The sequence below is a fragment of the Aquimarina macrocephali genome, assembly GCF_051627225.1.
GTDB lineage: Bacteria > Bacteroidota > Bacteroidia > Flavobacteriales > Flavobacteriaceae > Aquimarina > Aquimarina macrocephali.
Genome location: NZ_CP151795.1, coordinates 5,328,758 through 5,349,027 on the forward strand (window position 1 = coordinate 5,328,758; position 20,270 = coordinate 5,349,027).

General features: G+C 32.1%; 23 protein-coding genes. 18 read left to right on the forward strand and 5 right to left on the reverse strand.

Features of this window, described 5'->3' with window-relative positions; all coding sequences use genetic code 11:
* Positions 1–7: 7 nt before the first annotated feature.
* From AAFU52_RS23635 to AAFU52_RS23645, 3 genes are read right to left on the reverse strand one after another with little or no spacing between them, the layout of a single operon-like run.
* Positions 8–931: a patatin-like phospholipase family protein gene (locus AAFU52_RS23635; RefSeq protein ID WP_024769600.1), complete on the reverse strand. Its 924-nt coding sequence runs from the start codon at positions 929–931 to the stop codon at positions 8–10.
* 1 nt (position 932) lies between these two features.
* Positions 933–1,826: a patatin-like phospholipase family protein gene (locus AAFU52_RS23640; protein WP_024769601.1), complete on the reverse strand. Its 894-nt coding sequence runs from the start codon at positions 1,824–1,826 to the stop codon at positions 933–935.
* Between the two features lie 8 nt (positions 1,827–1,834).
* Positions 1,835–3,955 (reverse strand): M1 family metallopeptidase, encoded by a 2,121-nt coding sequence (locus tag AAFU52_RS23645; protein WP_024769602.1) that lies wholly within the window; start codon positions 3,953–3,955, stop codon positions 1,835–1,837.
* Between the two features lie 102 nt (positions 3,956–4,057).
* Between AAFU52_RS23645 and recG the strand changes: the two genes are divergently transcribed.
* The 6 genes from recG (at position 4,058) to AAFU52_RS23675 (ending at position 9,663) form a co-directional block, all read left to right on the forward strand.
* On the forward strand, positions 4,058–6,163 hold the full coding sequence (gene recG, locus AAFU52_RS23650) for an ATP-dependent DNA helicase RecG (RefSeq protein ID WP_438423842.1): 2,106 nt from the start codon (positions 4,058–4,060) through the stop codon (positions 6,161–6,163).
* A gap of 130 nt (positions 6,164–6,293) precedes the next feature.
* Positions 6,294–6,821: a hypothetical protein gene (locus AAFU52_RS23655; RefSeq protein WP_438423844.1), complete on the forward strand. Its 528-nt coding sequence runs from the start codon at positions 6,294–6,296 to the stop codon at positions 6,819–6,821.
* Between the two features lie 146 nt (positions 6,822–6,967).
* Positions 6,968–7,498, forward strand: coding sequence for a GNAT family N-acetyltransferase (locus AAFU52_RS23660; RefSeq protein WP_024769605.1), 531 nt, complete (start codon positions 6,968–6,970; stop codon positions 7,496–7,498).
* A 33-nt stretch (positions 7,499–7,531) separates the two neighbouring features.
* A complete protein-coding gene (locus AAFU52_RS23665) occupies positions 7,532–8,191 on the forward strand; it encodes a LysE family translocator (RefSeq protein WP_035091108.1) in 660 nt (219 codons plus the stop codon).
* A 126-nt stretch (positions 8,192–8,317) separates the two neighbouring features.
* Entirely contained in the window at positions 8,318–9,097 is a 780-nt protein-coding gene (locus AAFU52_RS23670; protein ID WP_024769607.1) for a glycerophosphodiester phosphodiesterase family protein, read from the forward strand.
* An 11-nt stretch (positions 9,098–9,108) separates the two neighbouring features.
* Entirely contained in the window at positions 9,109–9,663 is a 555-nt protein-coding gene (locus AAFU52_RS23675) for an alpha/beta hydrolase (RefSeq protein ID WP_438423850.1), read from the forward strand.
* Positions 9,664–9,699: 36 nt separating this feature from the next.
* On the opposite strand, the gene AAFU52_RS23680 is transcribed toward AAFU52_RS23675, so the two are convergent.
* Complete coding sequence (locus AAFU52_RS23680; protein WP_438423852.1) at positions 9,700–12,309, reverse strand: endonuclease; 2,610 nt, start codon at positions 12,307–12,309, stop codon at positions 9,700–9,702.
* A 441-nt stretch (positions 12,310–12,750) separates the two neighbouring features.
* Between AAFU52_RS23680 and AAFU52_RS23685 the strand changes: the two genes are divergently transcribed.
* The 5 genes from AAFU52_RS23685 (at position 12,751) to AAFU52_RS23705 (ending at position 14,472) form a co-directional block, all read left to right on the forward strand.
* Positions 12,751–12,936, forward strand: coding sequence for a hypothetical protein (locus AAFU52_RS23685; RefSeq protein ID WP_024769610.1), 186 nt, complete (start codon positions 12,751–12,753; stop codon positions 12,934–12,936).
* Positions 12,937–13,235: 299 nt separating this feature from the next.
* Entirely contained in the window at positions 13,236–13,412 is a 177-nt protein-coding gene (locus AAFU52_RS23690) for a hypothetical protein (protein ID WP_159025767.1), read from the forward strand.
* Positions 13,413–13,595: 183 nt separating this feature from the next.
* Positions 13,596–13,781: a hypothetical protein gene (locus AAFU52_RS23695; protein WP_024769611.1), complete on the forward strand. Its 186-nt coding sequence runs from the start codon at positions 13,596–13,598 to the stop codon at positions 13,779–13,781.
* A gap of 132 nt (positions 13,782–13,913) precedes the next feature.
* A complete protein-coding gene (locus AAFU52_RS23700; RefSeq protein WP_024769612.1) occupies positions 13,914–14,102 on the forward strand; it encodes a hypothetical protein in 189 nt (62 codons plus the stop codon).
* A gap of 187 nt (positions 14,103–14,289) precedes the next feature.
* A complete protein-coding gene (locus tag AAFU52_RS23705; protein WP_159025768.1) occupies positions 14,290–14,472 on the forward strand; it encodes a hypothetical protein in 183 nt (60 codons plus the stop codon).
* Between the two features lie 98 nt (positions 14,473–14,570).
* Here the strand turns inward: AAFU52_RS23705 and AAFU52_RS23710 are convergent, their stop codons facing one another.
* Entirely contained in the window at positions 14,571–14,930 is a 360-nt protein-coding gene (locus tag AAFU52_RS23710; RefSeq protein ID WP_024769613.1) for a hypothetical protein, read from the reverse strand.
* A gap of 139 nt (positions 14,931–15,069) precedes the next feature.
* Between AAFU52_RS23710 and AAFU52_RS23715 the strand changes: the two genes are divergently transcribed.
* From AAFU52_RS23715 to AAFU52_RS23745, 7 genes are all read left to right on the forward strand, one after another.
* Positions 15,070–16,143: a tyrosine-type recombinase/integrase gene (locus tag AAFU52_RS23715; RefSeq protein ID WP_438423854.1), complete on the forward strand. Its 1,074-nt coding sequence runs from the start codon at positions 15,070–15,072 to the stop codon at positions 16,141–16,143.
* A gap of 63 nt (positions 16,144–16,206) precedes the next feature.
* A complete protein-coding gene (locus tag AAFU52_RS23720; RefSeq protein ID WP_438423855.1) occupies positions 16,207–16,638 on the forward strand; it encodes a T6SS immunity protein Tdi1 domain-containing protein in 432 nt (143 codons plus the stop codon).
* A complete protein-coding gene (locus AAFU52_RS23725) occupies positions 16,639–16,968 on the forward strand; it encodes a hypothetical protein (RefSeq protein ID WP_438423858.1) in 330 nt (109 codons plus the stop codon).
* Between the two features lie 185 nt (positions 16,969–17,153).
* Complete coding sequence (locus tag AAFU52_RS23730) at positions 17,154–17,807, forward strand: hypothetical protein (protein WP_438423860.1); 654 nt, start codon at positions 17,154–17,156, stop codon at positions 17,805–17,807.
* A 536-nt stretch (positions 17,808–18,343) separates the two neighbouring features.
* A complete protein-coding gene (locus AAFU52_RS23735) occupies positions 18,344–18,712 on the forward strand; it encodes a hypothetical protein (RefSeq protein ID WP_438423861.1) in 369 nt (122 codons plus the stop codon).
* 145 nt (positions 18,713–18,857) lie between these two features.
* Positions 18,858–19,412 (forward strand): hypothetical protein, encoded by a 555-nt coding sequence (locus AAFU52_RS23740; protein ID WP_438423863.1) that lies wholly within the window; start codon positions 18,858–18,860, stop codon positions 19,410–19,412.
* A gap of 228 nt (positions 19,413–19,640) precedes the next feature.
* Positions 19,641–20,252, forward strand: a complete 612-nt coding sequence (locus tag AAFU52_RS23745) for a GrpB family protein (protein WP_438423864.1) — start codon at positions 19,641–19,643, stop codon at positions 20,250–20,252.
* Positions 20,253–20,270: the final 18 nt, after the last annotated feature.

The following is a 20,270-nucleotide window of genomic DNA, read 5'->3' on the forward strand; positions in this document are numbered from 1 at the left end:
AAAAGAATTATCCTGCAAGATCTATATTCTTAAGTTTATTTTCTTCTGCAGTTTTGGCTTTTTGAGCTGCGTATTCATAACCTTGTCTCCACCAACTACTCATTAATTTTTTATTAAAAATCAATGAATTCTCTGTAAGTTTTGATGGTGTATAATATAGATTTAAAGGAACTTCTTTATTAATTGCTGCTAGTTTACCTAATACGGTATCATGCCCTTCTACCTGGTCTAACATATAGCTAAATAGGTTTACCATAAGTGAAAACGGGTTTCTACCCAGCACTTTATTATGTTCCATATTTTCTGACTCCAAAATAATGGCATCAACCTCTGTGGCTCCTCTTCGTATTGCTTCTCGAATAGGTACCATACATCCAAAACCTCCATCTGCATATTCACAACCATCTTTTGTTACCAAACTCATAAAAGGAACATAGTTACAGGATATCCAAATCCAATCACAGAAATCTTCGTAAGAAAAATCATTAATAGATTTATATTCTGTACTATTTTTAGTGAGATTAGAAACGGTAACTACAACATCATCAACTTTTGTACGTGCCTGATTAAATTCTTCTTCAGAAAAGTTTCTGCGGATTGCTCGCCGTAAGTTTTTACTTTCTCCGAATGTTCGCTTTCTTTTAATAAATTGCCATAGAGATGAAAAAAAATTAATTGATACAAACTCTCTATTTCCTTTTTTTCTAACTACAAAAGGATTTACATTAAAGATTGTATGTTGATTAACATTAGTATAGATATCATACATTTTCTCGATATTACCTAATGCCAATTGTGAAATTAAAAGACTTCCGGTAGAAGTCCCGAGAAACAGGTCATATTTCTTACCTTCTTCTTGAATTAAGTATTGCGCTACACCACCGGCATAAGCTCCTTTACTTCCTCCTCCTGAAATTACTAGTGCTCGCATATTATAATGGGTTCGAAATGTTCTTTTTCTTTGCAAATTTATAACCTTTTGCCCACCATTGTGTCATTTTTTCCTTATCAAAAATTAATGAGTTCGTAGTCAGTACGGTAGGAGTATAATATAAATCCATTGCTACATCATGTTCTATTGCTTTAAACTTACCTATTCGAATATTCTGATGTTCGATCCTATCCATCATAAAATCGACCATACTTGTTATTAAAGTAAAAGGGTTTTTGGTAGGCATTCTATTTAAATAATTAATTTCTGTTTCCAACACAATAACATCGAGCTCTGTTGCTCCGCGTTTTATCGCTTCTTCAATAGGAACCATTGACCCCAAACCACCATCAACATAATCACAATGGTTTTTTCTAACCAAACTCATAAAAGGTGGGTAATTGCAAGATATCCATATCCAATCTAAAAAATCCTGATATGTACATTCTTTTATTGATTTATATTCTACTTCATTAGTAGAAAGATTGGTTACCGTAATGATTATATCTTTTTCTCCAGATTTCAGTTCTTCAAAATATGATTCAGAAATAGCACTCTCTATCAGGTTTCTAAGGTTTTTACTATCTCCAAATGATTTTTTCCCTTTAATCAAATTATACAATACATTAAAATGATTGATATTGATACTTGTATATCCTCTTTTCTTTTTAATAGTAAATGGACAACTTTTAAATATTGAAGATTGATTTACCGAGGTATAAAAAGCTTTTATCTCTTCGATTTTGGATAATGCCAGATGTGATACCAAAAGACTTCCGGTAGAAGTACCTATAAACAGGTCATATTTTCTACCCAAATCCTGAATTAAGTACTGTGCAACACCACCTGCAAAAGCTCCTTTACTTCCACCACCAGAAATTACTAATGCACGCATGTTCTATGTTATGGGGTTAATTTTTTTTCCAAAAAATCATGTTGATTCTTCGGTAAACTATTCAATAAAACTACGTATTTCTTTTTATATTTTTCGTCCTTGAGTATTTTATCAAGAATTTTTCTGCAAGAGTTCCTAAAACGCCAATTATGATGCGTTGCTCCATCAACAAGATCTATTAAGGATTGATCAGAAAAAGCTTGTAAGCTTTCTAGATAAGTAAACGCATTCTCTCGAGTACTAAAACCAAATTTTGATGATGTATACCCCGATAGTTCCAGATAAAATTTTTGATGTTCGCTAGTATGATAATCCTTTGTGTTTAATGCTAGAACTAGCCATAACATTCTAATGTTTTTGGTATTAAACCCTACTATTTCTCTGGTAAGATCTAAGTACTCTTTTCTTTTTTCTGGGAAACTAGTCCACAAATGATAAAGTGCTGGTTCTATGGTAGCGTATGATGCGTCTTTTAGTAAAGATTCATATTGTTCTTGTAAATCCTTAGGTACTGTATTTAATGTATTGGCAATAGCCTGGCGTACAAAAATGTTATTCGTCTCAAAAGCTTTATCATACAAGGCTATAACCTCTGGGGAGTTTTTTCCTTCTAATTGATAGACCGCTTCCTGCCCAATGTAATCATTTGTAGGAAAGCCTAATGCCTTAGCCAAAGTACCCCATTTTCCTGCCATAGGTTGAGTGCGCTCTTGCGCTAAGCCTAGATAGCTTTTAATGAAATCTGATTTTGCAAGTATGTCTAATGCTTCTTGCGAAGGAAATTTTATATTCTCTAGCCATAATTGTCTAAATGCTTTCAGATCTGTACCACTTACCTCTTCTGCTATCGCAAAAAAATCATTAGTTGTCACATTTTGAAACTTATGTTTTTCGAGGTAATTATAAATTGTAATTTTAAAACTAGTATCTCCAATCAATTTTCTTAATGCATGAATAGCCCAGGCTCCTCTCTGATAAAATGTTAGAGAGCTTGCTTTTGGATCCAATAATGATGTTGCATTCTTTGTTTTGGATAGCTCGGTAAGCTGTTCTGCGCTTTCATACAATTTGTATTGAAAATAATCATCGCCAAAAATTTCTTTTTCTGCTAACAATGCATAATACGTTGCAAATCCTTCTTGGAGCCAATGATGTGTTCCTTCAGTCTCGGTTACTAAATCTCCAAACCATTGATGTGCCAATTCATGGGCATTGACATTAATATAGTTTTGATCAATAAATGCTGTTTCATCAACCATAAAGGCATCAGAAAAAATGGTTGTCCCTGTATTTTCCATACCTGCATATAAAAAATCTTTAACAGGAATCTGCTTATAGTTTTGCCAAGGAAAAGAAAACCCAATCTCTTTTTCTAAAAATTCAAAAATCCTTTTACTGTGTTTATAAGTAGCTTCGAATTTATTTTTGTCCTTGGGATAGTAATACATTTCTAAAGGAGTACCATTTGCCGAAGTTTCTACTACTTTATCATATTTTCCAATGGCAAAAGCAACCAAATAGCTACTCATTGCACGTTGCATATCATACTGCCAACTTTGGATAGAATCATTTACCGATTCTGTTTTAGTAAGTTTTCCATTAGCAATAACTTCGTAACCTTTTTGGAAATTGATAGTGAGATCAAATTCGGTTTTCTCATTCATATCATCAAAACTGGGAAGCCAGTTAGAGGTGTATTTTCCTTGCCCTTGAGTCCAAACCTGATCATTCCCTTCATAATCTTTAACAAAATAAAGTGCTTTTTTAGGTTTAGCTTCATAATGAATCACTATTCGATGCTCGCTTGCATTTTTAAAGTTAGAATTAATAACGACCTTTTTATCATCATATTTAAAATCTACATCTTTATCATCTAGAGATACGTTGCTGATTATCATATGTTGGGCATCTACCGTAATAGCTCGAACGGGTTTTATTATTTTAAAAGTATATGCTACCTTTCCTTTTACTTCTCTTGATTTGGAGTCTACAGTCACATTGACTTTACCTTTTAGAAAATCAACATTAGCTTGTTCCTTTTTAGAATTAAGGGACTCCACAGAAGCTATTTCCTGAGCATTGCCAATAGAAGAAAAAACAAGTATTAAAAAGCTTAAAATAAATTTCATACTACACATAAATCAAATGTTCTGCCAAAATAACGAAATTACTCTGTTTATGTTACAAATTTTTGATTGACAATATTTCTATAATATAGTATATTCGCTACGATGAATCCTAATATTTTACAAACTCCCATTGATTATTTGAAAGGTGTTGGCCCGTCTCGTGCTACATTACTTCGATCAGAACTAGGGATTCATACCTACCAGGATTTGGTTAATCTTTTTCCGAATCGATATCTTGATAAAACACAATACTATAAAATCAGCCAATTACAGCGTAATTCGGCAGAGGTACAAATTATAGGCAAGATTGTTAATATTAAAACTGTAGAGCAAAAAAGAGGAAAGCGATTAGTTGCTAAATTTGTAGATGATACGGGTTCTTCTATAGAGTTGGTTTGGTTTAGAGGACATAAATGGATTCGCGAAAATTTAAAAATCAATACTCCATATGTCATTTTTGGAAAAACCAAATACTATAATGGTTTTAGTATGCCACATCCCGATATGGAGTTATTGACAGAGCATCAACAAAACCTAAGAACGGTAATGCAACCCATATACCCTTCTACCGAAAAACTCTCTAATAAGGGTATCACTAACCGGGTAATGAGTAAAATGATGCAACAATTGTTTGTAGAGACTAAAATACGTTTCTATGATACATTGTCTCAGGAAATTCTTGAAGAGCTTAAACTTATATCAAAAAGTGAAGCTGTTTTTAATATTCATTTTCCTAAAAGTCAGGAACTATTATCCAAAGCACAGTATCGACTAAAATTTGAAGAGTTATTTTATATTCAACTACAGCTAATCACTAAAAAATTAATTCGAAAACAAAAGATAAAAGGGTTTCCTTTTACCGAAGTTGGAGAACATTTTAACAATTTCTACAAGGATCACCTTCCTTTTGATCTTACCAATGCACAAAAACGGGTGATCAAAGAAATTCGAAATGATATTGGGAGTAGTGCTCAAATGAACCGTCTTTTGCAAGGAGATGTAGGATCGGGTAAAACCATTGTGGGATTAATGACGATGTTATTAGCTATCGATAATGGGTTTCAAGCCTGTTTAATGGCACCAACCGCAATTCTTGCAAATCAGCATTACCAAGGGATTACTGCACTTACCAAAGAGCTGGATGTTAATGTAAAATTATTAATGGGTAGTTCTAAAACCAAAGAACGACGAGAAATCCATCAGGAACTAGAAGATGGATCATTACACATCCTAATTGGTACCCATGCTGTATTAGAAGACAAAGTACAGTTTAAAAATCTAGGATTAGCTATTATTGATGAGCAACATCGATTTGGAGTAGCACAACGAGCCAAACTATGGCATAAAAACACCTATCCACCACATATTTTGGTGATGACAGCAACCCCAATACCCAGAACATTAGCAATGAGTTTATATGGTGATCTGGATATTTCGGTAATTGACGAACTCCCACCTGGCCGTAAACCTATTAAAACGGTACATCGATACGATAGTAATCGGTTAAAAGTATTTAAGTTTATATCTGAAGAAATACAAAAAGGAAGGCAAATTTATATTGTTTATCCATTGATACAGGAATCAGAAGCGATGGATTATAAAGATCTTATGGACGGATATGAAAGTATTGCTCGCTCCTTCCCCGCTCCTGAGTATCAAATTTCTATTGTTCATGGTAAAATGAAACCCGCAGATAAGGATTATGAGATGGAACGCTTTGTAAAGGGTGAAACCCAAATTATGGTAGCTACCACTGTAATTGAAGTTGGGGTTAATGTACCAAATGCCAGTGTAATGATTATAGAGAGCGCAGAACGTTTTGGATTATCTCAATTACACCAGTTACGAGGGCGTGTTGGTCGTGGTGCAGAACAAAGTTTTTGCATTCTTATGACTAGCTTTAAGTTATCTGCAGATAGTAAGACCCGATTAGAAACTATGGTACGCACCAACGATGGTTTTGATATTGCCGAGGTAGACTTAAAATTAAGAGGTCCCGGAGATATTATGGGCACCCAGCAAAGTGGTGTGCTTAATCTTAAAATAGCAGATATTGTAAGAGATAATGATATTTTAAAAACAGCAAGGCATTATGCAATGAAAATCCTGAATGAAGACCCTTCACTATCTTTAGAGAAAAATAAAGTATTACTATACACCTATCAGCTACTCGCTAAGCATAAGAATATATGGAATTACATTTCTTAATGTGTAGTAAAATGAATACAATACTATCATATTTAGCTAATTTATAATCTAAAACGTCTACTGTATTACAATATCTTTGAAAAATTACTTAACAAAGTGGTTTAAAAAACAAATAAAGATTTTTATAAAAATGCCATATCAACAGATACCAGAATACCCAAAAAATTACTCCTCAAGCAACATAATTTCTAGACTTATTGATGGTCTTGGATATCGTTATTATTGGGCTACAGAAAGTCTTACTGATACCGATCTAAAGTACAAGCCATCTGCCGAAGGGTTTGATACATATAAAACGATAGAACATATATATTGGCTTTCAATCATGATTACTAATACTGCACAAAATTTACCCAGTATCAGACTCACTCCAGACGATCTATCTACAATGAATTTTGATATCTTAAGAAAAAAGACATTACAGAACCTAAAGAAAGGAAGTGAACTATATGCAGAAAAAACAAAAGATGATATGGATGACTATATGATCATTATACAAAGTGAAGGATATAAAGGAGAATTCCCGTTTTGGCATATGATCAATGGCCCAATATCTGATGCACTCTACCATACAGGGCAAATAGTATCATTTAGGAGAACAACAGGTAATCCAATAGATTCAAAAGTTAATGTATTTACTGGAAAACCGAAGAGTTAAATTTTGGTTAAGAAGAGAATTAGAAGAATTTTTTATTCACATAATCATATTTTTATCTTTTGTAATAACAAGTTTTCAGGTTTTTAGAAGCTTTGAGATTTGTCAAAGTTATTTTAGTACTCTTACATAAATTTTTTACATTAATTATGAGTCATCAAGAATATATCATAAAGGAAGCTGCTCCAGGTGAGTTTGCAAAAATTGGAGAATTAATGGTTAATGTATATTCACAACTAGAAGGATTCCCTTCTAAACAAGAACAACCTAATTATTATAAAATGTTGGCTAATATCGGTAGTTTAACAGAAAATCCTAAAACCAAATTATTGGTTGCCATTTCATCAAATGGAAAAATAGGTGGTGGTGTTGTTTATTTTGGTGATATGAAATATTATGGCTCTGGTGGCACTGCTACAGCAGAAAAGCATGCTTCAGGATTTAGGTTACTGGCAGTCGATCCAGCTACAAGAGGTAAAGGTTTAGGTAAGCGCTTAACAAACGCTTGTATACAGATTGCAAAAGATGAAAAACAAAGTCAAATGATAATTCACTCTACACAAGCTATGCAAATAGCATGGAAAATGTATGAAAATATGGGATTTAGAAGATCCGATGATTTGGATTTTATGCAAGGAGAACTTCCTGTTTTTGGCTTTAGATTAGTATTTCAAAAATAATAAACCATATTAGATACAATAAACTTTATAACTATGGTACTCCCTGATTTGGATAATATTATATTTTTTTTGGCAGCTGCCTCTATATTAATTCTTATACCCGGCCCATCTGTTCTCTATATTATGGCCAAAAGTGTTGAACAAGGATATAAAGCTGGGATTGTTTCTGTTTTAGGAATAGGTATTGGAAGCATGGTTCATGTTGCTGCCGCTGCAATAGGTATTTCTTCTATACTATTAACATCTTCTACAGCATTTTCGATTGTAAAGTACCTGGGAGCTATCTATCTTATTTATCTGGGTGTTAAAAAACTACTAGAAAAAATACCTAATAAACAGCCTGTAATTACAAATAAAAATAAACGGTTAGATAAAATTTTTTATGAAGGTATTTTGGTGAACACTTTTAACCCTAAGACGGCGATATTTTTCTTTTCTTTTTTACCACAATTTATAAATATCGACAAAGGAGGTAATGCCAGTCAAATATTATTTCTTGGTATTTTATTTACTGTTTTTGCAATATTAAGTGATACATTATATGTTTTGCTTTCTGTGAAAATATCAAAATGGTTTACCAGTTCTAAAAAGTACCTCAAAAGACAAAAAAATATTACAGGTTCTATTTACATAGCTCTTGGTCTAATAACACTAACCATTAATCAACCTATAGAGCATTCTAATACAAAATAGTTGGTATTTTTATTATGGTATGAATAGTCAAAAATATATAATTCATTTTATGATTTGCTTTTTTGTAACTACATCTTAAAAACAAAGTCCTTTTGATAGTATAGTGCAAAATAATTAGTATTAGATATGGAAATAGTATGTTACGGTTGTGGAAGAGGCGAAAATCCTGAAAATACAATTGAAGGAATACACCACTGTCAATCTATAAATCCTGATTGGTGGATTGAAATGGATATTCAGATTACTAAAGATGAAAAATTAGTTCTATTTCATGATTATCAAACAAAACGAATCACTGGAGTAAATAATAAAATTCACCAACTTACCTTAACAGAAATCCAACAATTAAATGCAGGATATAATTTCAATGTTGAAAATAAATTTATATACCGTGAAAACCCAATACAAATTCCAACGGTAGAAGAGGTATTTCAAAAATTCCCAAAAGCTAAATTATTATTAGATCTTCATACAAATAATCTTTTGGCCGTTACCCGACTGATCACATTAATCAAAAAATATACTATGGCCAATCAGGTGATTATAGTTAGCCGCTATGACGAGGTAATTTCCTCTTTCAAAAAGAAACGACCAAAATGGAGATATGGTGTTCCAACCAAAGAGGCCAAAAAAATGATCTACAGTAGTTTTCTTTATTTAGATAAACTCTTTCCTATAACATCAGATATATTAATGCTTCCAAAAAAAGCTGGTAAAGTGAATGTTTTAACAAAAAGAGTAGTTAAGCATGTAAAAAAACGAAACAAAACACTTTGGGCCTGGATGTATGAAGGAGAAATTGTGAAAACTGTAGATGATGAAACAGAATTAAATGAGATGAAAGAGCTTGGAGTACATGGTATATTTACAGGTTTTCCTAAAAAACTTATGAATCAAATACAGTAAATAAAGATCTCATGAAACCAAGACTAATAATTTTATCTGATCTATGGGGACGAAAAAAATCGGGTTGGATTGATTATTATACCAAAGAACTTAAGGGTTATTTCGAATTAAAATATTATGACTGTTGTGACTTGGGAGAGATAGACATATCAATATACACAGAAGAAAACCTTCATAAACAATTCACAAATGAAGGAATTGATCGTGCTATACAAAACTTACTTAAGCTTGAGAAAGGAAAAATACATATACTTGCTTTTAGTATTGGTGGGGTTATTGGTTGGAAATCTGCTATAAAAAATCCGGATATACTATCATTATACGCCGTTTCATCAACAAGGTTACGATATGAGATCAATAAACCTAAAACGAAAATAGAACTCTATTTTGGAGAGAATGATATGTATTCTCCAAAAAGTCAATGGTATAATATGATGAATATCAATTTCATTATAGAAAAAGGGAAAAAGCATCAACTATATATCGAACCAGAATTTGCTGTGCAATTAAGCAATAGAATTATAAATAGTATATCATTAAAAAATAAAAAAAGCCCTACAACATAACATTGTAAGGCTTCAGTAATTACACTTGCAAAAAAATTATTTAATCATTATTTTTTCTGAAATACTTCGATTTCCATCAGATATTGTTATAAAATAAATTCCTGATGTTATTCCTTCTAAAGAAATTTTGTTATCGGTTACTACTCCAGACTTTACTATACTACCCTGCATATTGGTCAATGTAAAATTACTATCACGATGATCTTTCAAACGAATTTGAACATAAGTTGTAGCTGGATTTGGGTAAACTTTAGCCAAAAACACTTTATCCTCCTGTTCTAATTTCCCATCAATTTTTATTGATGATGCTCCTTTTGCTCCCGTTGTTGATCCTATATTTACAGTATAATCTTCTACTTCTCCATATCCAAAAGTCTCGCAAGATGTTGGCACTCCGTTCCACTTCATAGCAACCCGCATTCTGGTATTTCCTGATGTTGCTGTTGATGGTACATCAAAATTATATGATAGGTTGCCAGTATCTGATGTAGATCCACTAACTACTTTTTCAGATCCTTCAAAAGTTCCATTTTTATTAAAATCAATCCACACGCCCCAATGTTCTGTATAAGATGCGCTTGCGAACCCAACACTTAATACAATAGTATTAGCTCCATAGCCAATATTTGCTATCTGAGAGGTAAAGTCTCCATAACCAATATTTGCTATCTGAGAGGTAAAGTCTCCATAACCACCATTAGCCAATGTAGCATTAGAGATCCCTCCTATTCCCACATAATCAATATATTCATATTTTACAGTATTCCCTTTTGACACACAGTAAGAAATCACTGTATCCTGAGTCGTTACTGCAACAGAATTACTTGATACAGAAATATTCCCGGCAGCATCAAATGCTGATATCTTAAATGTATAATTCGTCCCTGCTGTCAAGCCAGATACATTATACGAGATTCCGGTAGTAGTTGTTAGTACTGCTCCATTCTGATAAATCGTATACCCTGTAACACCAATATTATCTGTAGAAGCTGTCCAGGAAAGTTGTGCACTATTTTCTGTGATATTAGAAGCAGTTACATTGGTAGGAGTTGTAGGAATTTCAGTATCTGAGCCTGTATTACCACCTCCATTGTATGTATGCTTTCCCAGGCCATCAAAGGTGTTTTGAGGATATGACTCCCATTCAGATGTTTTATATGTTGCAGATGGTGATGACACATCTGCTTTTCTTCTTAGTGTAGCATCCTTAGCAAAGTTAGAGGATCCTCCATTAAAAGTTCCTATAATATCTATTAAAATCCCATCTTTAAATAATCCTACAGGGTCATTACCATTAAACGTCATTTCTGAAGCTCCCGAAACCAGATCTGCTTCATTTTTAATAGCATTCGAAGCAGAATTATTAGCTGTTACATAAACCTCATTATTTGCCACTACACCAGAAAGATTTAATCCTCCGGACCAGGATCCAGAACCATTAGTTTGCCTTTTGATTGTATATCCAGAAAGATTAATTGATGCTCCTGTATAGTTTGCTATTTCTAAAGCTTTATTATTCGAAGATCCTTCTATATATTCAGAAAAAAACAATGCCGTAGCATTACCGCCTGGAGAGGTATTTTGTGTAGTAACATTAATCACGGTACTTGCTGCAGATACATTACCAGCTGCATCTTTTGCTTTTACAGAAAATGAATAAGTAGTATTGGCTGTTAATCCTAAAACAGTATAGTTAGTAGTCGTTACAGAACTTAAAAATGATCCATTTCTAAATACATCATATCCCGTTACCCCAACATTATCTGTAGAAGCGTTCCATGATAATACAGTAGATGTTTGAGTTGTATTTGTTGCTCCCAGATTAGCAGGAATACTTGGTGCTTGAGTATCATTCCCTCCTGTATTCCCAAATCTGTCTTCGGCTTGGGGTCCTCCCCAAATCTGCGTTGCAAATGCCGGATTATCTATAAATGGGTTTCTATTACCCTGTATATTTTCAAGAATTGGGTTGCGTTGTAATTCTAATGGTGAAACAGGGTCCTCTGCATTCCATTCTAAAAATAATTGCAGCATATTGCTATCACCAGTGGATGCTGTTCCTATTCCTACATTTTTGGGCAAACAACGATTATTATAACGTATATACATATACATCATCATTCTTGCTACATCTCCTTTCCATTCATCACCAGGATACCAATGTCCTTGAGAAGTAGATCCAGAATTACCCGATCCATCAGCAAATTTTCTATTTCCTCTTGATGAATTGCGCTGTACGTCTGCGGGTCTTAAGTGGTGTGCATCTGCTCCTGGTCCTTGTGTTCCCAGATTGGGATTCCCCAATGATTTTGGATACACATGTTCCCTGTTCCAGTCGGTAGACCCTCCCCCATTATTGTTTACTCCTCTAGTTCTGTCTGTACCAGAATTTCCGTCAGTATCACTATATCCATATATCAAAACAACCTTTGAAGGATCAGAAGGTTCTAAATCAGTCTGCTTTAATGCATCCCACACCCCAGGTGTATAAGTAAGAAATGTGGTATGCGTATTTGTCACCTTATCACCTAATTCATTTTTTAATGCAGTTCCTGATAAGGTTAGGTTTACATCATTGTAGTATGATGGTATCTGGCTATATCCCATAAGAGGTATAAACAGAAGTAAGAGTATTATCTTTTTCATTATGTTATAAGTTAGTTTATTATGCATAATTATGTGGTTTCGAATCTAAAATTATTTTGTTAAACTCACTATAGTAGAACGTTATGAAATAGTTACCTAGTATGTTGATAATCCACTATTTACACAATAAACAGTATTCAAACAACTACAATTCAACCAATTAACATTCCTAACGATTGTTAATAAGTTATTTCTTACAAAAAATTAGAGTATAGTCTATGGCTAATTTCTTCAAAAGAAACAAAATTGTAAGCATGATTTTCGCGTGTATTACTACTAATAACAAACAATCTTAAGATTTTTTACTGTCAAAGTTTATTCTCTGATGAGATGACTACATGCCTTAAATAAGATCAATACCTTACTTTTTTAGCGGTTTTCATGTAATTGATTTACAATATTTTAAATTAAATTTAAACCATAACTTAAATACAATACACGATGAAAAAAATCTTAGATGTAACAGGAGTTCAGAAATTAAGTAAAGACCAACAACAGAATATTAAAGGAGCATGGGGACGTGCGACTTGCTGCCCAAGTGGAAGAGGATGCCTTATTAGCTTTGGAAATCAAAGTTTTTGTGAGCCTGGTCGCTGTGACCGTTGGGGACGTTGTATCTTTTTCTAAGAAAATTCAAAATCATATAAAAGGCAAACCTTCTGGTTTGTCTTTTTTGATAATTACCAATTCTGATACAATATTACAATGTAATACTGTATCAAAATTTTGCGATTATGGATATTGCCAACCTGAAGTTGTATGTGGGCATAGTCTCACAAAATAATATAATTAAAAAAGGATAAGTCTTATTGGTTTATCCTTTTTTAGTACTACACTTTTTATGAAAATAATGTTATTTAACGTTTTAAAAAACTGACTCACACGATTTTAAGGTATATTTAAATACTAACTTAAATATATATACAATGAAAAGTATTTTAGAATTAACCGGAGTTCAGAAATTAAGTAAAGAACAGCAACAACAAATTAAAGGAACATGGGGACGTGCCACCTGTTGCGGGCCAAGAAAGTGTCGTGTTCCTGGAACTAGTTTTTGTGATTATGGATATTGCAGATCTAACGGAAGTTGTATGTGGGCATAACTAAAACAGTACTGTGTGAAAGTATTAAAAGATAATAGTGAACCTGTATATTATTCTTTTAAGAATAGCCTTATTTATAAGTTGAAATTTATAAATCTCAAGAATATCGTGTTGTATTTTACTACATGTTCTACTATTTTTAATGGGAAAATCTGAATTATTAACTTTTAAAACTTTCACACAATGAAAAACATTTTGGAATTAACCGGAGTTCAAAAACTATCCAAACAACAACAACAAAATATTAAAGGAGCTTGGGGGCGTGCAACTTGCTGTCCAAGTGGAAGAGGATGCCTTATTAGCTTTGGAAATCAAAGTTTTTGTGAGCCTGGTCGTTGTGACCGTTGGGGGCGTTGTATCTTTTTCTAAGAAAATTCGAAACCATATAAAAAGACAAACTTTAGGGTTTGTCATTTTTTTTGATAATTACCAGTTTGTTCTGGTACAGTATTATCATTGTAATCAAAATTGAATTATTAACTTTTTTAAATATTTTACACGATGAAGAATATCTTAAATTTAACTGGAGTACAAAAACTATCTAAACAAGAGCAACAAGATATCAAAGGTTCCTGGGGTCGCAGAGTATATTGTGGAGGACCAAAAAGATGTTGTTTCCGTCTTCCTAATGGAGGTGAATTTTGTGATTATGGATATTGTCAATCCAATGGGAACTGCGTTTGGGCATAACTAAAAACAATATTGTGTACCATCACTAAAGGATAATAGTGAACCTCCCCTATATTATTCTTTTAAAAACAGTTTTTTATAAGTTGAAATTTATAAATCTCAAGAATATGGAGTTGTATTTTACTGCATGATCTAATATTTTTAACAAGAGAAATCTAAGATTATTAACTTTTAAAACTTTCACGCAATGAAAAACATTTTGGAATTAACCGGAGTTCAAAAACTCTCTAAACAACAACAACGAAATATTAAAGGAGCTATGGCAAGTATATCGTGTTGTGGACGTAACAAATGTCGAATTAATTATGCTGGAGGAAGTTTTTGTGAACCGGGTAGATGCAACACATGGGGACAATGTATTTTATACTAACAACACTTTAAGTTTGAATTAAAGGATGTGCTCAAAAAGCCATCCTTTTTTTTATCCTTATGATCTCAAGGGTAGTTATTATTTTAAGAATTTGTATATCAACCCATATATTTTTGCCAATTGATTAAAACATATTTCTCTTTAAGGTTCATAAATCCATATTCATAACAAAAAAGATACACTTTGTTTTCCTTGTTCTTCCAATAATGAGTAAAATAGTTAGGATCAAAACCTTTATCCAAAAGCTTTTCTTTTCTTACTGTTGCTAATCCTGCTTTATTGAATTCTTTTAAGATTTTTCGATTGGTTTTCAATTGCCGGTCTATTTTCTGAAATAGGCTATCTTCATTTTCTTTATTCTTCTGATAATGGTATGATGATTTACAATAAGATGTGCAGAACTTTTTATCTGTTCTCCCTTCTAAATCCTTATCGCAATGAAAGCATACTTTACCCATAAGTGTAGTATTAAACGTTTAATAAACGTATAAATATACATTTATATTTTTTTATTTAATTCAACCTTCTCATCTTTAAACTGTGCAATCGATTTCTAAACATATTACTCTAAAACATTTGTTGATTAATAATCAAAAAATGATTGGGATTCAATTCTACCCTGATAAGGTTATACAGGCATTGATCAAAGAACTCCCTAACCCAAGGTGGAGCAAGGAATTTGCTATGGTATATATTATAAACACTGCAAAAAACCTAAATCAGGTTTTTGAGAAATTCAGAGGAGTGGCCTGGGTAAATGGTAATTCTTTTTTCAAAGAAAAACCAATACGAGATAATGAGCCTGTGGATATCAACTGGTATCGTAATAGAACCAAAACTAAATCATACAGGTATGTTCCTGAAGCATATCTTACCAAATTAGAGCTTAAAAGGTATGCCATAAATACTTGTAAAACCTATATTTCTCAATTTGAAAAATTTATCAATCAATACCCAAATTGCCCTATTATAGAGTTGTCTGAACAGGAAATAAGAACATATCTGCAATTACTTATCCAACAAAATAAATCCAATAGTTATATCAATCAAACCATCAATAGTATTAAATTTTATTATGAGGCAGTGATGGAGATGCCTAATCGTTTTTATAGTATAGAAAGACCTAGAAAAGAACATAAACTTCCCCAAGTCATATCGAAAGAAGAAATTCAGTCAATGATGATTTGCACAAACAATATGAAGCATCGTTGCATTGTAGGGCTATTATATTCTGCAGGATTACGTAGAAGTGAGCTATTAAATTTGCAACTAACAGATATCGATAGTAAACGAATGTTGGTCTATATTAGAAATGCTAAGAATAATAAAGATCGATATTCATTACTATCTGAAACAGTATTAAAAGATTTAAGAATCTATTATAAGCAATGGAAACCTAAGAAATATCTGTTTGAAGGAATGTTAGGAAAAAAATATTCGACAGAAAGTGTTACTAAAATTATTAGAAATGCAAGTGAGAAAGCTAAAATTATAAGAAAGGTAACTCCACATATGTTAAGGCATTCTTTTGCTACTCATCTTTTAGAAAATGGAACAGATATTAGATATATACAAACTCTTTTAGGACATAGTAGTACAAAAACAACAGAAATATATACCCAAGTTGCTGTACATAATTTTAAGTTAATCAGAAATCCCCTAGATTTGTGAAAAAATATAATGGATATATGTGTACCAGTGCACATATATCATTGTTGTGCCTAATTTGAGAAAATGATTGCGGAAATAAATAAAGCTTGGAATTGGAAAGGATTTAACGCAACCGAAATCATTCGCACGAATGAATTTGGGAACGTGATTTTCAAAACGGACAAAAACGAATATTGGAGAATTTGTCCTGAAGAAATTAGTTGCGGAAAAATTGCGGAATCAGAATCAGAATTGAATAAAATCTCATCTGACCCTGAATTTATAGAAGATTGGGAAATGACAAACCTTGTGAATATTGCAAAATCGGAACTTGGAGAATTAAAAGAAAACGAAAAATATTGTCTGAAAATGTCGGCTGTTATTGGCGGAGAATATGAAAAATCAAATCTTGGAAAAATTAGTTTTGCGGAATTAATTGCTTTTAGCGGAGATTTAGGATTTCAGATAAAGGATTTGAAAGACGGACAAAAAATAAAACTGAATATTAAAGAATAAATGGGACACAAAGCTGTTTGTTTAGAATGTTATAGAGTAGAAAATTTGGGATTAGATTTAACTAATCTACATCTTGGAAAATGTCCTTTGTGTTCAAATCAAATGATTTTTATTAATCATAGTTTTCGACCACCCAAAAAGACTGATAAGAAAAAATGGGAACTTGTAAAGTTTATGATTTCAGAAGGTTTCCCTTTCCAACACGTTTATCAAGAAGGGAAATCGGAATATTATAAATTAGAATCAAATAATTATGTCAGCTATCCAAAAACATTAGAAGAAGCAAAAGAATGGGTTGTTAAATACAAAGACCAAAGAATAAAAAACTAGGCACAACACCGTGTATAGTTAATTGCCAGAGTTCCTGTCTGGCTTATCGGAAAATTCTCCGAATTTCCCTCAGATTCGTCCCCTTTTGCTATCTTTAGTCGCAGAGCAACTAACCATACACAAACACGTTAGCAGCAATGCGTAAAAAACCAAATATTACTACAATAGATAAAATTTAATAAAATATGGATTGGAATTCTTTTTGGATTAATATTTTGGCTGGGAGCGTTTATTTTATATTAGGAATATTAGTGTCCATTTGGCTCATCCCAAAATATACAATTAGACTATTAAAAAGAAAAAATATAAATCATTTTCGGACAAAAATCACTTTTATAATATCTGAGTTATGCTATTTTTTAAATTCTATGCCACAAGAATTTAAAGTAAATAAAGATTCTACTACTTTTCTTGTTAAAAATAAAAAGTATAATGATTTGTTTGATTTTGTTGCTTTACTAAACCCAAATATTTTCAAACCTGTTGCTCCTGAACAATTAAAAGTCAAAATATTAGAAACTATTGCCAAATACTCTGGTGAGAAAAGACATGATTTTATAAAGTCTGAACTTGATAAATTAAAGTTCCTAAAGGATTCACTTGATGAAATTCTTTCAAGCCACTCTCTCAACATCGACGATAAGATTATTTCCTCAATTAGTACGCTATGTATTGAAATTAAACTAATGAATAATGAGTTTCGGTTTAATTCGACACATGAAGAATTGACTGGAGAAAAAGAAGGATTATCTGGCTCAATAAGATTAGATAAAATTTATTCAATGATTATTGAACTACTAAATCTTCTTGAAAATGAAGATGGAATCAAACGTGAATAAAGCAAAGCTGCTAACACTATATATAGCAAATTGGGCTATTAGTGTTTAATCGAAAGGTTATTGTCTATTTGCAAAGTCGCCAAATCTTTTGATTTGGTATTAAAAGAGAAAAATTAAAACAAAATACAAAAGATTTGGCTTGTGGCTAAACCGAAAGTAATCGTTTATTTTCTGCCCCACTTGCCATATATTTAACGTTACCCAACATTTGACCAAACCATTGAATATGTTGCTTAAAAATATAAATTGGACTAAAAAAAGCGGAATTCTGATTATCGGAATTTGTTTAAGTGCAATGCTTTTAAAATATTTGGTTCAACCTTACAGAGGAACTTGGATTTACCAATATGGTAGTTTAATTTCCTTGTTTGTTTTCTCTGGTGGAATTTTATGGTCGTTGATTAACACAATACTTTTGATTTCAAAACACAAAACTGAATTGAAAAATAATCTCGTTTGGATTTTTTTAAGTGCAATTCCTTTTTTGTATATCGTAATAATGATGACAATCGCAATGACTGAAATATATTGACCGAATGAAATATAAAAAAATAATTATTGGACTTTTGATTTCTTTCGTGCTAACTTCTTGTGATTGTTGGGTGACAATTGACGGAAAAGTTATTGATTCAAACTCAAAAGAACCAATTGAAAAAGTATTCCTTGAATTTACAAATATAAAATGTACTGAAATAGTAAGAGCAACTGCTCAAAATGTTAAGACGAATTGTCTTTTTGCAACTGATTCGACAGGCATTTTTTTTATGAATTCTAACAGTTATGGAATTTGTCCTGATAATCCAGTGAAAATTAAGATCCGAAAAGTTGGATATAAAACAAAGGAAATGGAATTAAATCAAGGACATTTAATTAGTAATTTGATTGTTGAATTAGAAAAAGAATAAAAACGTTGGGTAACACCGTATATAATTTATTGCTAGCTCTAGCCTACTTACGAAAATCCTCGCGGATTTTCTATTCGGTTTGTATTTACTAAATTAGGTGCTTAAAACACGCAACAAACCATATACAAACACGTTAGCAATAATTATGAAAATACTCATCACATTAATATTATTCACTACGATTTCAAATAAAAATGAAGTTGATAAGATAATTTTACCTTACTCAATAGTTACGTCAAAAGCGGACTTAATTGTTGAAGGGGAAATTGAAAATATCTACGACGAAAAATACGATTTTACAGTATCGGAATTTATTAAAGGAAGTGATAAAACAATAATTAGCGTAAGTAAATGGGAAGAATGGATGTGCGATACGCGCCAAATTAAATACAAAACTGGACAAAATCTTATCTTGTTCTTAAAGAAAGAAAAAGGTAAATATGATATAATTAATGGTAGTACTGGCGAACTGATTATAAATGATGATGATAGCTTACTACGTTATGAATATCAAACTTTGCCAAATAAATCGATTGTGAAAGAAGGGATTAAATTGCTGATTAAATCAATTGATTACAAAGGCAAACTCTATTCAAAAGGGAAGTTTAAGTTTTTAGTGAGCCAATCTGAATTTGATAAATATAAAACCGAAAATGAGTTTTATTATAAATCAACCAGAGGATTAGATTACGCAGAATAACTATTGCTAACAATGTATATAAAAAATAGCGCAAGTTGTTGCTAACACTAAGGCTTGGGCATTTTTGGATAGTCGCCAAATTTTTAAATTTGATGATTTCCAATAAAAAAGATAAATAGTAAAATTTAAAAATTCGGCTTGTGTTTCATCCGAAAAGTAACAGCTTATTTTCAGTGCTACTTTTCATATACGGAGCCGTTGTGCGCAAGCTGAAAAAATCGAGATATAATGAAAAAGACTTTAAATGATTTAACCAAAGAAGATTGGAATACACTTTTCCCGATTGAATTGGTTGACCATAATCCTGAATGGAAAAACATTTACGAAAACGAAAAACAGCGGATTTTGGATAAAGTCGGAAAAGATAAAATATTGCGAACGGAACATTTTGGTAGCTCATCAATTACCTCAATAAAATCTAAACCTTACATTGATTTAATGATTGAAATTCCAGCAAATTTATTGTTCGACGAAAAACTAATCGAACAGTTCACGGAATTAGGCTATGCACACTTTAAAGTTCCTGCAAGAGAAAATATAGCGGAATATTCAACATTCGGAAAAGGATACAATGTTGACGGAACAAAAGAACAAATTTTTCATATTCATATGTGCCCAAAAGATAATGTGATGTGGAAACAAATTGATTTTCGGGACTATTTAAATGCAAATGACAAAAGAGCAAAAGAATACGAAGATTTAAAACTCGAATTAGCATCTAAATTCAAAAACGACAGAGGCTCATATGTACTTGGGAAAACAGATTTTGTAAACGAAACGTTGGACATAATTAGCGGAAAAGCCAGCACACAACACGATATATGTGATCATAGCAGTTAAGTGATCAATCGAATGGTT

Bases quoted from the DNA above. Each gene is read 5' to 3' on its own strand.
- AAFU52_RS23635 (WP_024769600.1), bottom strand. From the start codon at position 931: ATGCGAGCACTAGTAATTTCAGGAGGAGGAAGTAAAGGAGCTTATGCC.
- AAFU52_RS23640 (WP_024769601.1), bottom strand. From the start codon at position 1,826: ATGCGTGCATTAGTAATTTCTGGTGGTGGAAGTAAAGGAGCTTTTGCA.
- AAFU52_RS23645 (WP_024769602.1), bottom strand. From the start codon at position 3,955: ATGAAATTTATTTTAAGCTTTTTAATACTTGTTTTTTCTTCTATTGGC.
- recG (WP_438423842.1), top strand. From the start codon at position 4,058: ATGAATCCTAATATTTTACAAACTCCCATTGATTATTTGAAAGGTGTT.
- AAFU52_RS23655 (WP_438423844.1), top strand. From the start codon at position 6,294: ATGCCATATCAACAGATACCAGAATACCCAAAAAATTACTCCTCAAGC.
- AAFU52_RS23660 (WP_024769605.1), top strand. From the start codon at position 6,968: ATGAGTCATCAAGAATATATCATAAAGGAAGCTGCTCCAGGTGAGTTT.
- AAFU52_RS23665 (WP_035091108.1), top strand. From the start codon at position 7,532: ATGGTACTCCCTGATTTGGATAATATTATATTTTTTTTGGCAGCTGCC.
- AAFU52_RS23670 (WP_024769607.1), top strand. From the start codon at position 8,318: ATGGAAATAGTATGTTACGGTTGTGGAAGAGGCGAAAATCCTGAAAAT.
- AAFU52_RS23675 (WP_438423850.1), top strand. From the start codon at position 9,109: ATGAAACCAAGACTAATAATTTTATCTGATCTATGGGGACGAAAAAAA.
- AAFU52_RS23680 (WP_438423852.1), bottom strand. From the start codon at position 12,309: ATGAAAAAGATAATACTCTTACTTCTGTTTATACCTCTTATGGGATAT.
- AAFU52_RS23685 (WP_024769610.1), top strand. From the start codon at position 12,751: ATGAAAAAAATCTTAGATGTAACAGGAGTTCAGAAATTAAGTAAAGAC.
- AAFU52_RS23690 (WP_159025767.1), top strand. From the start codon at position 13,236: ATGAAAAGTATTTTAGAATTAACCGGAGTTCAGAAATTAAGTAAAGAA.
- AAFU52_RS23695 (WP_024769611.1), top strand. From the start codon at position 13,596: ATGAAAAACATTTTGGAATTAACCGGAGTTCAAAAACTATCCAAACAA.
- AAFU52_RS23700 (WP_024769612.1), top strand. From the start codon at position 13,914: ATGAAGAATATCTTAAATTTAACTGGAGTACAAAAACTATCTAAACAA.
- AAFU52_RS23705 (WP_159025768.1), top strand. From the start codon at position 14,290: ATGAAAAACATTTTGGAATTAACCGGAGTTCAAAAACTCTCTAAACAA.
- AAFU52_RS23710 (WP_024769613.1), bottom strand. From the start codon at position 14,930: ATGGGTAAAGTATGCTTTCATTGCGATAAGGATTTAGAAGGGAGAACA.
- AAFU52_RS23715 (WP_438423854.1), top strand. From the start codon at position 15,070: ATGATTGGGATTCAATTCTACCCTGATAAGGTTATACAGGCATTGATC.
- AAFU52_RS23720 (WP_438423855.1), top strand. From the start codon at position 16,207: ATGATTGCGGAAATAAATAAAGCTTGGAATTGGAAAGGATTTAACGCA.
- AAFU52_RS23725 (WP_438423858.1), top strand. From the start codon at position 16,639: ATGGGACACAAAGCTGTTTGTTTAGAATGTTATAGAGTAGAAAATTTG.
- AAFU52_RS23730 (WP_438423860.1), top strand. From the start codon at position 17,154: ATGGATTGGAATTCTTTTTGGATTAATATTTTGGCTGGGAGCGTTTAT.
- AAFU52_RS23735 (WP_438423861.1), top strand. From the start codon at position 18,344: ATGAAATATAAAAAAATAATTATTGGACTTTTGATTTCTTTCGTGCTA.
- AAFU52_RS23740 (WP_438423863.1), top strand. From the start codon at position 18,858: ATGAAAATACTCATCACATTAATATTATTCACTACGATTTCAAATAAA.
- AAFU52_RS23745 (WP_438423864.1), top strand. From the start codon at position 19,641: ATGAAAAAGACTTTAAATGATTTAACCAAAGAAGATTGGAATACACTT.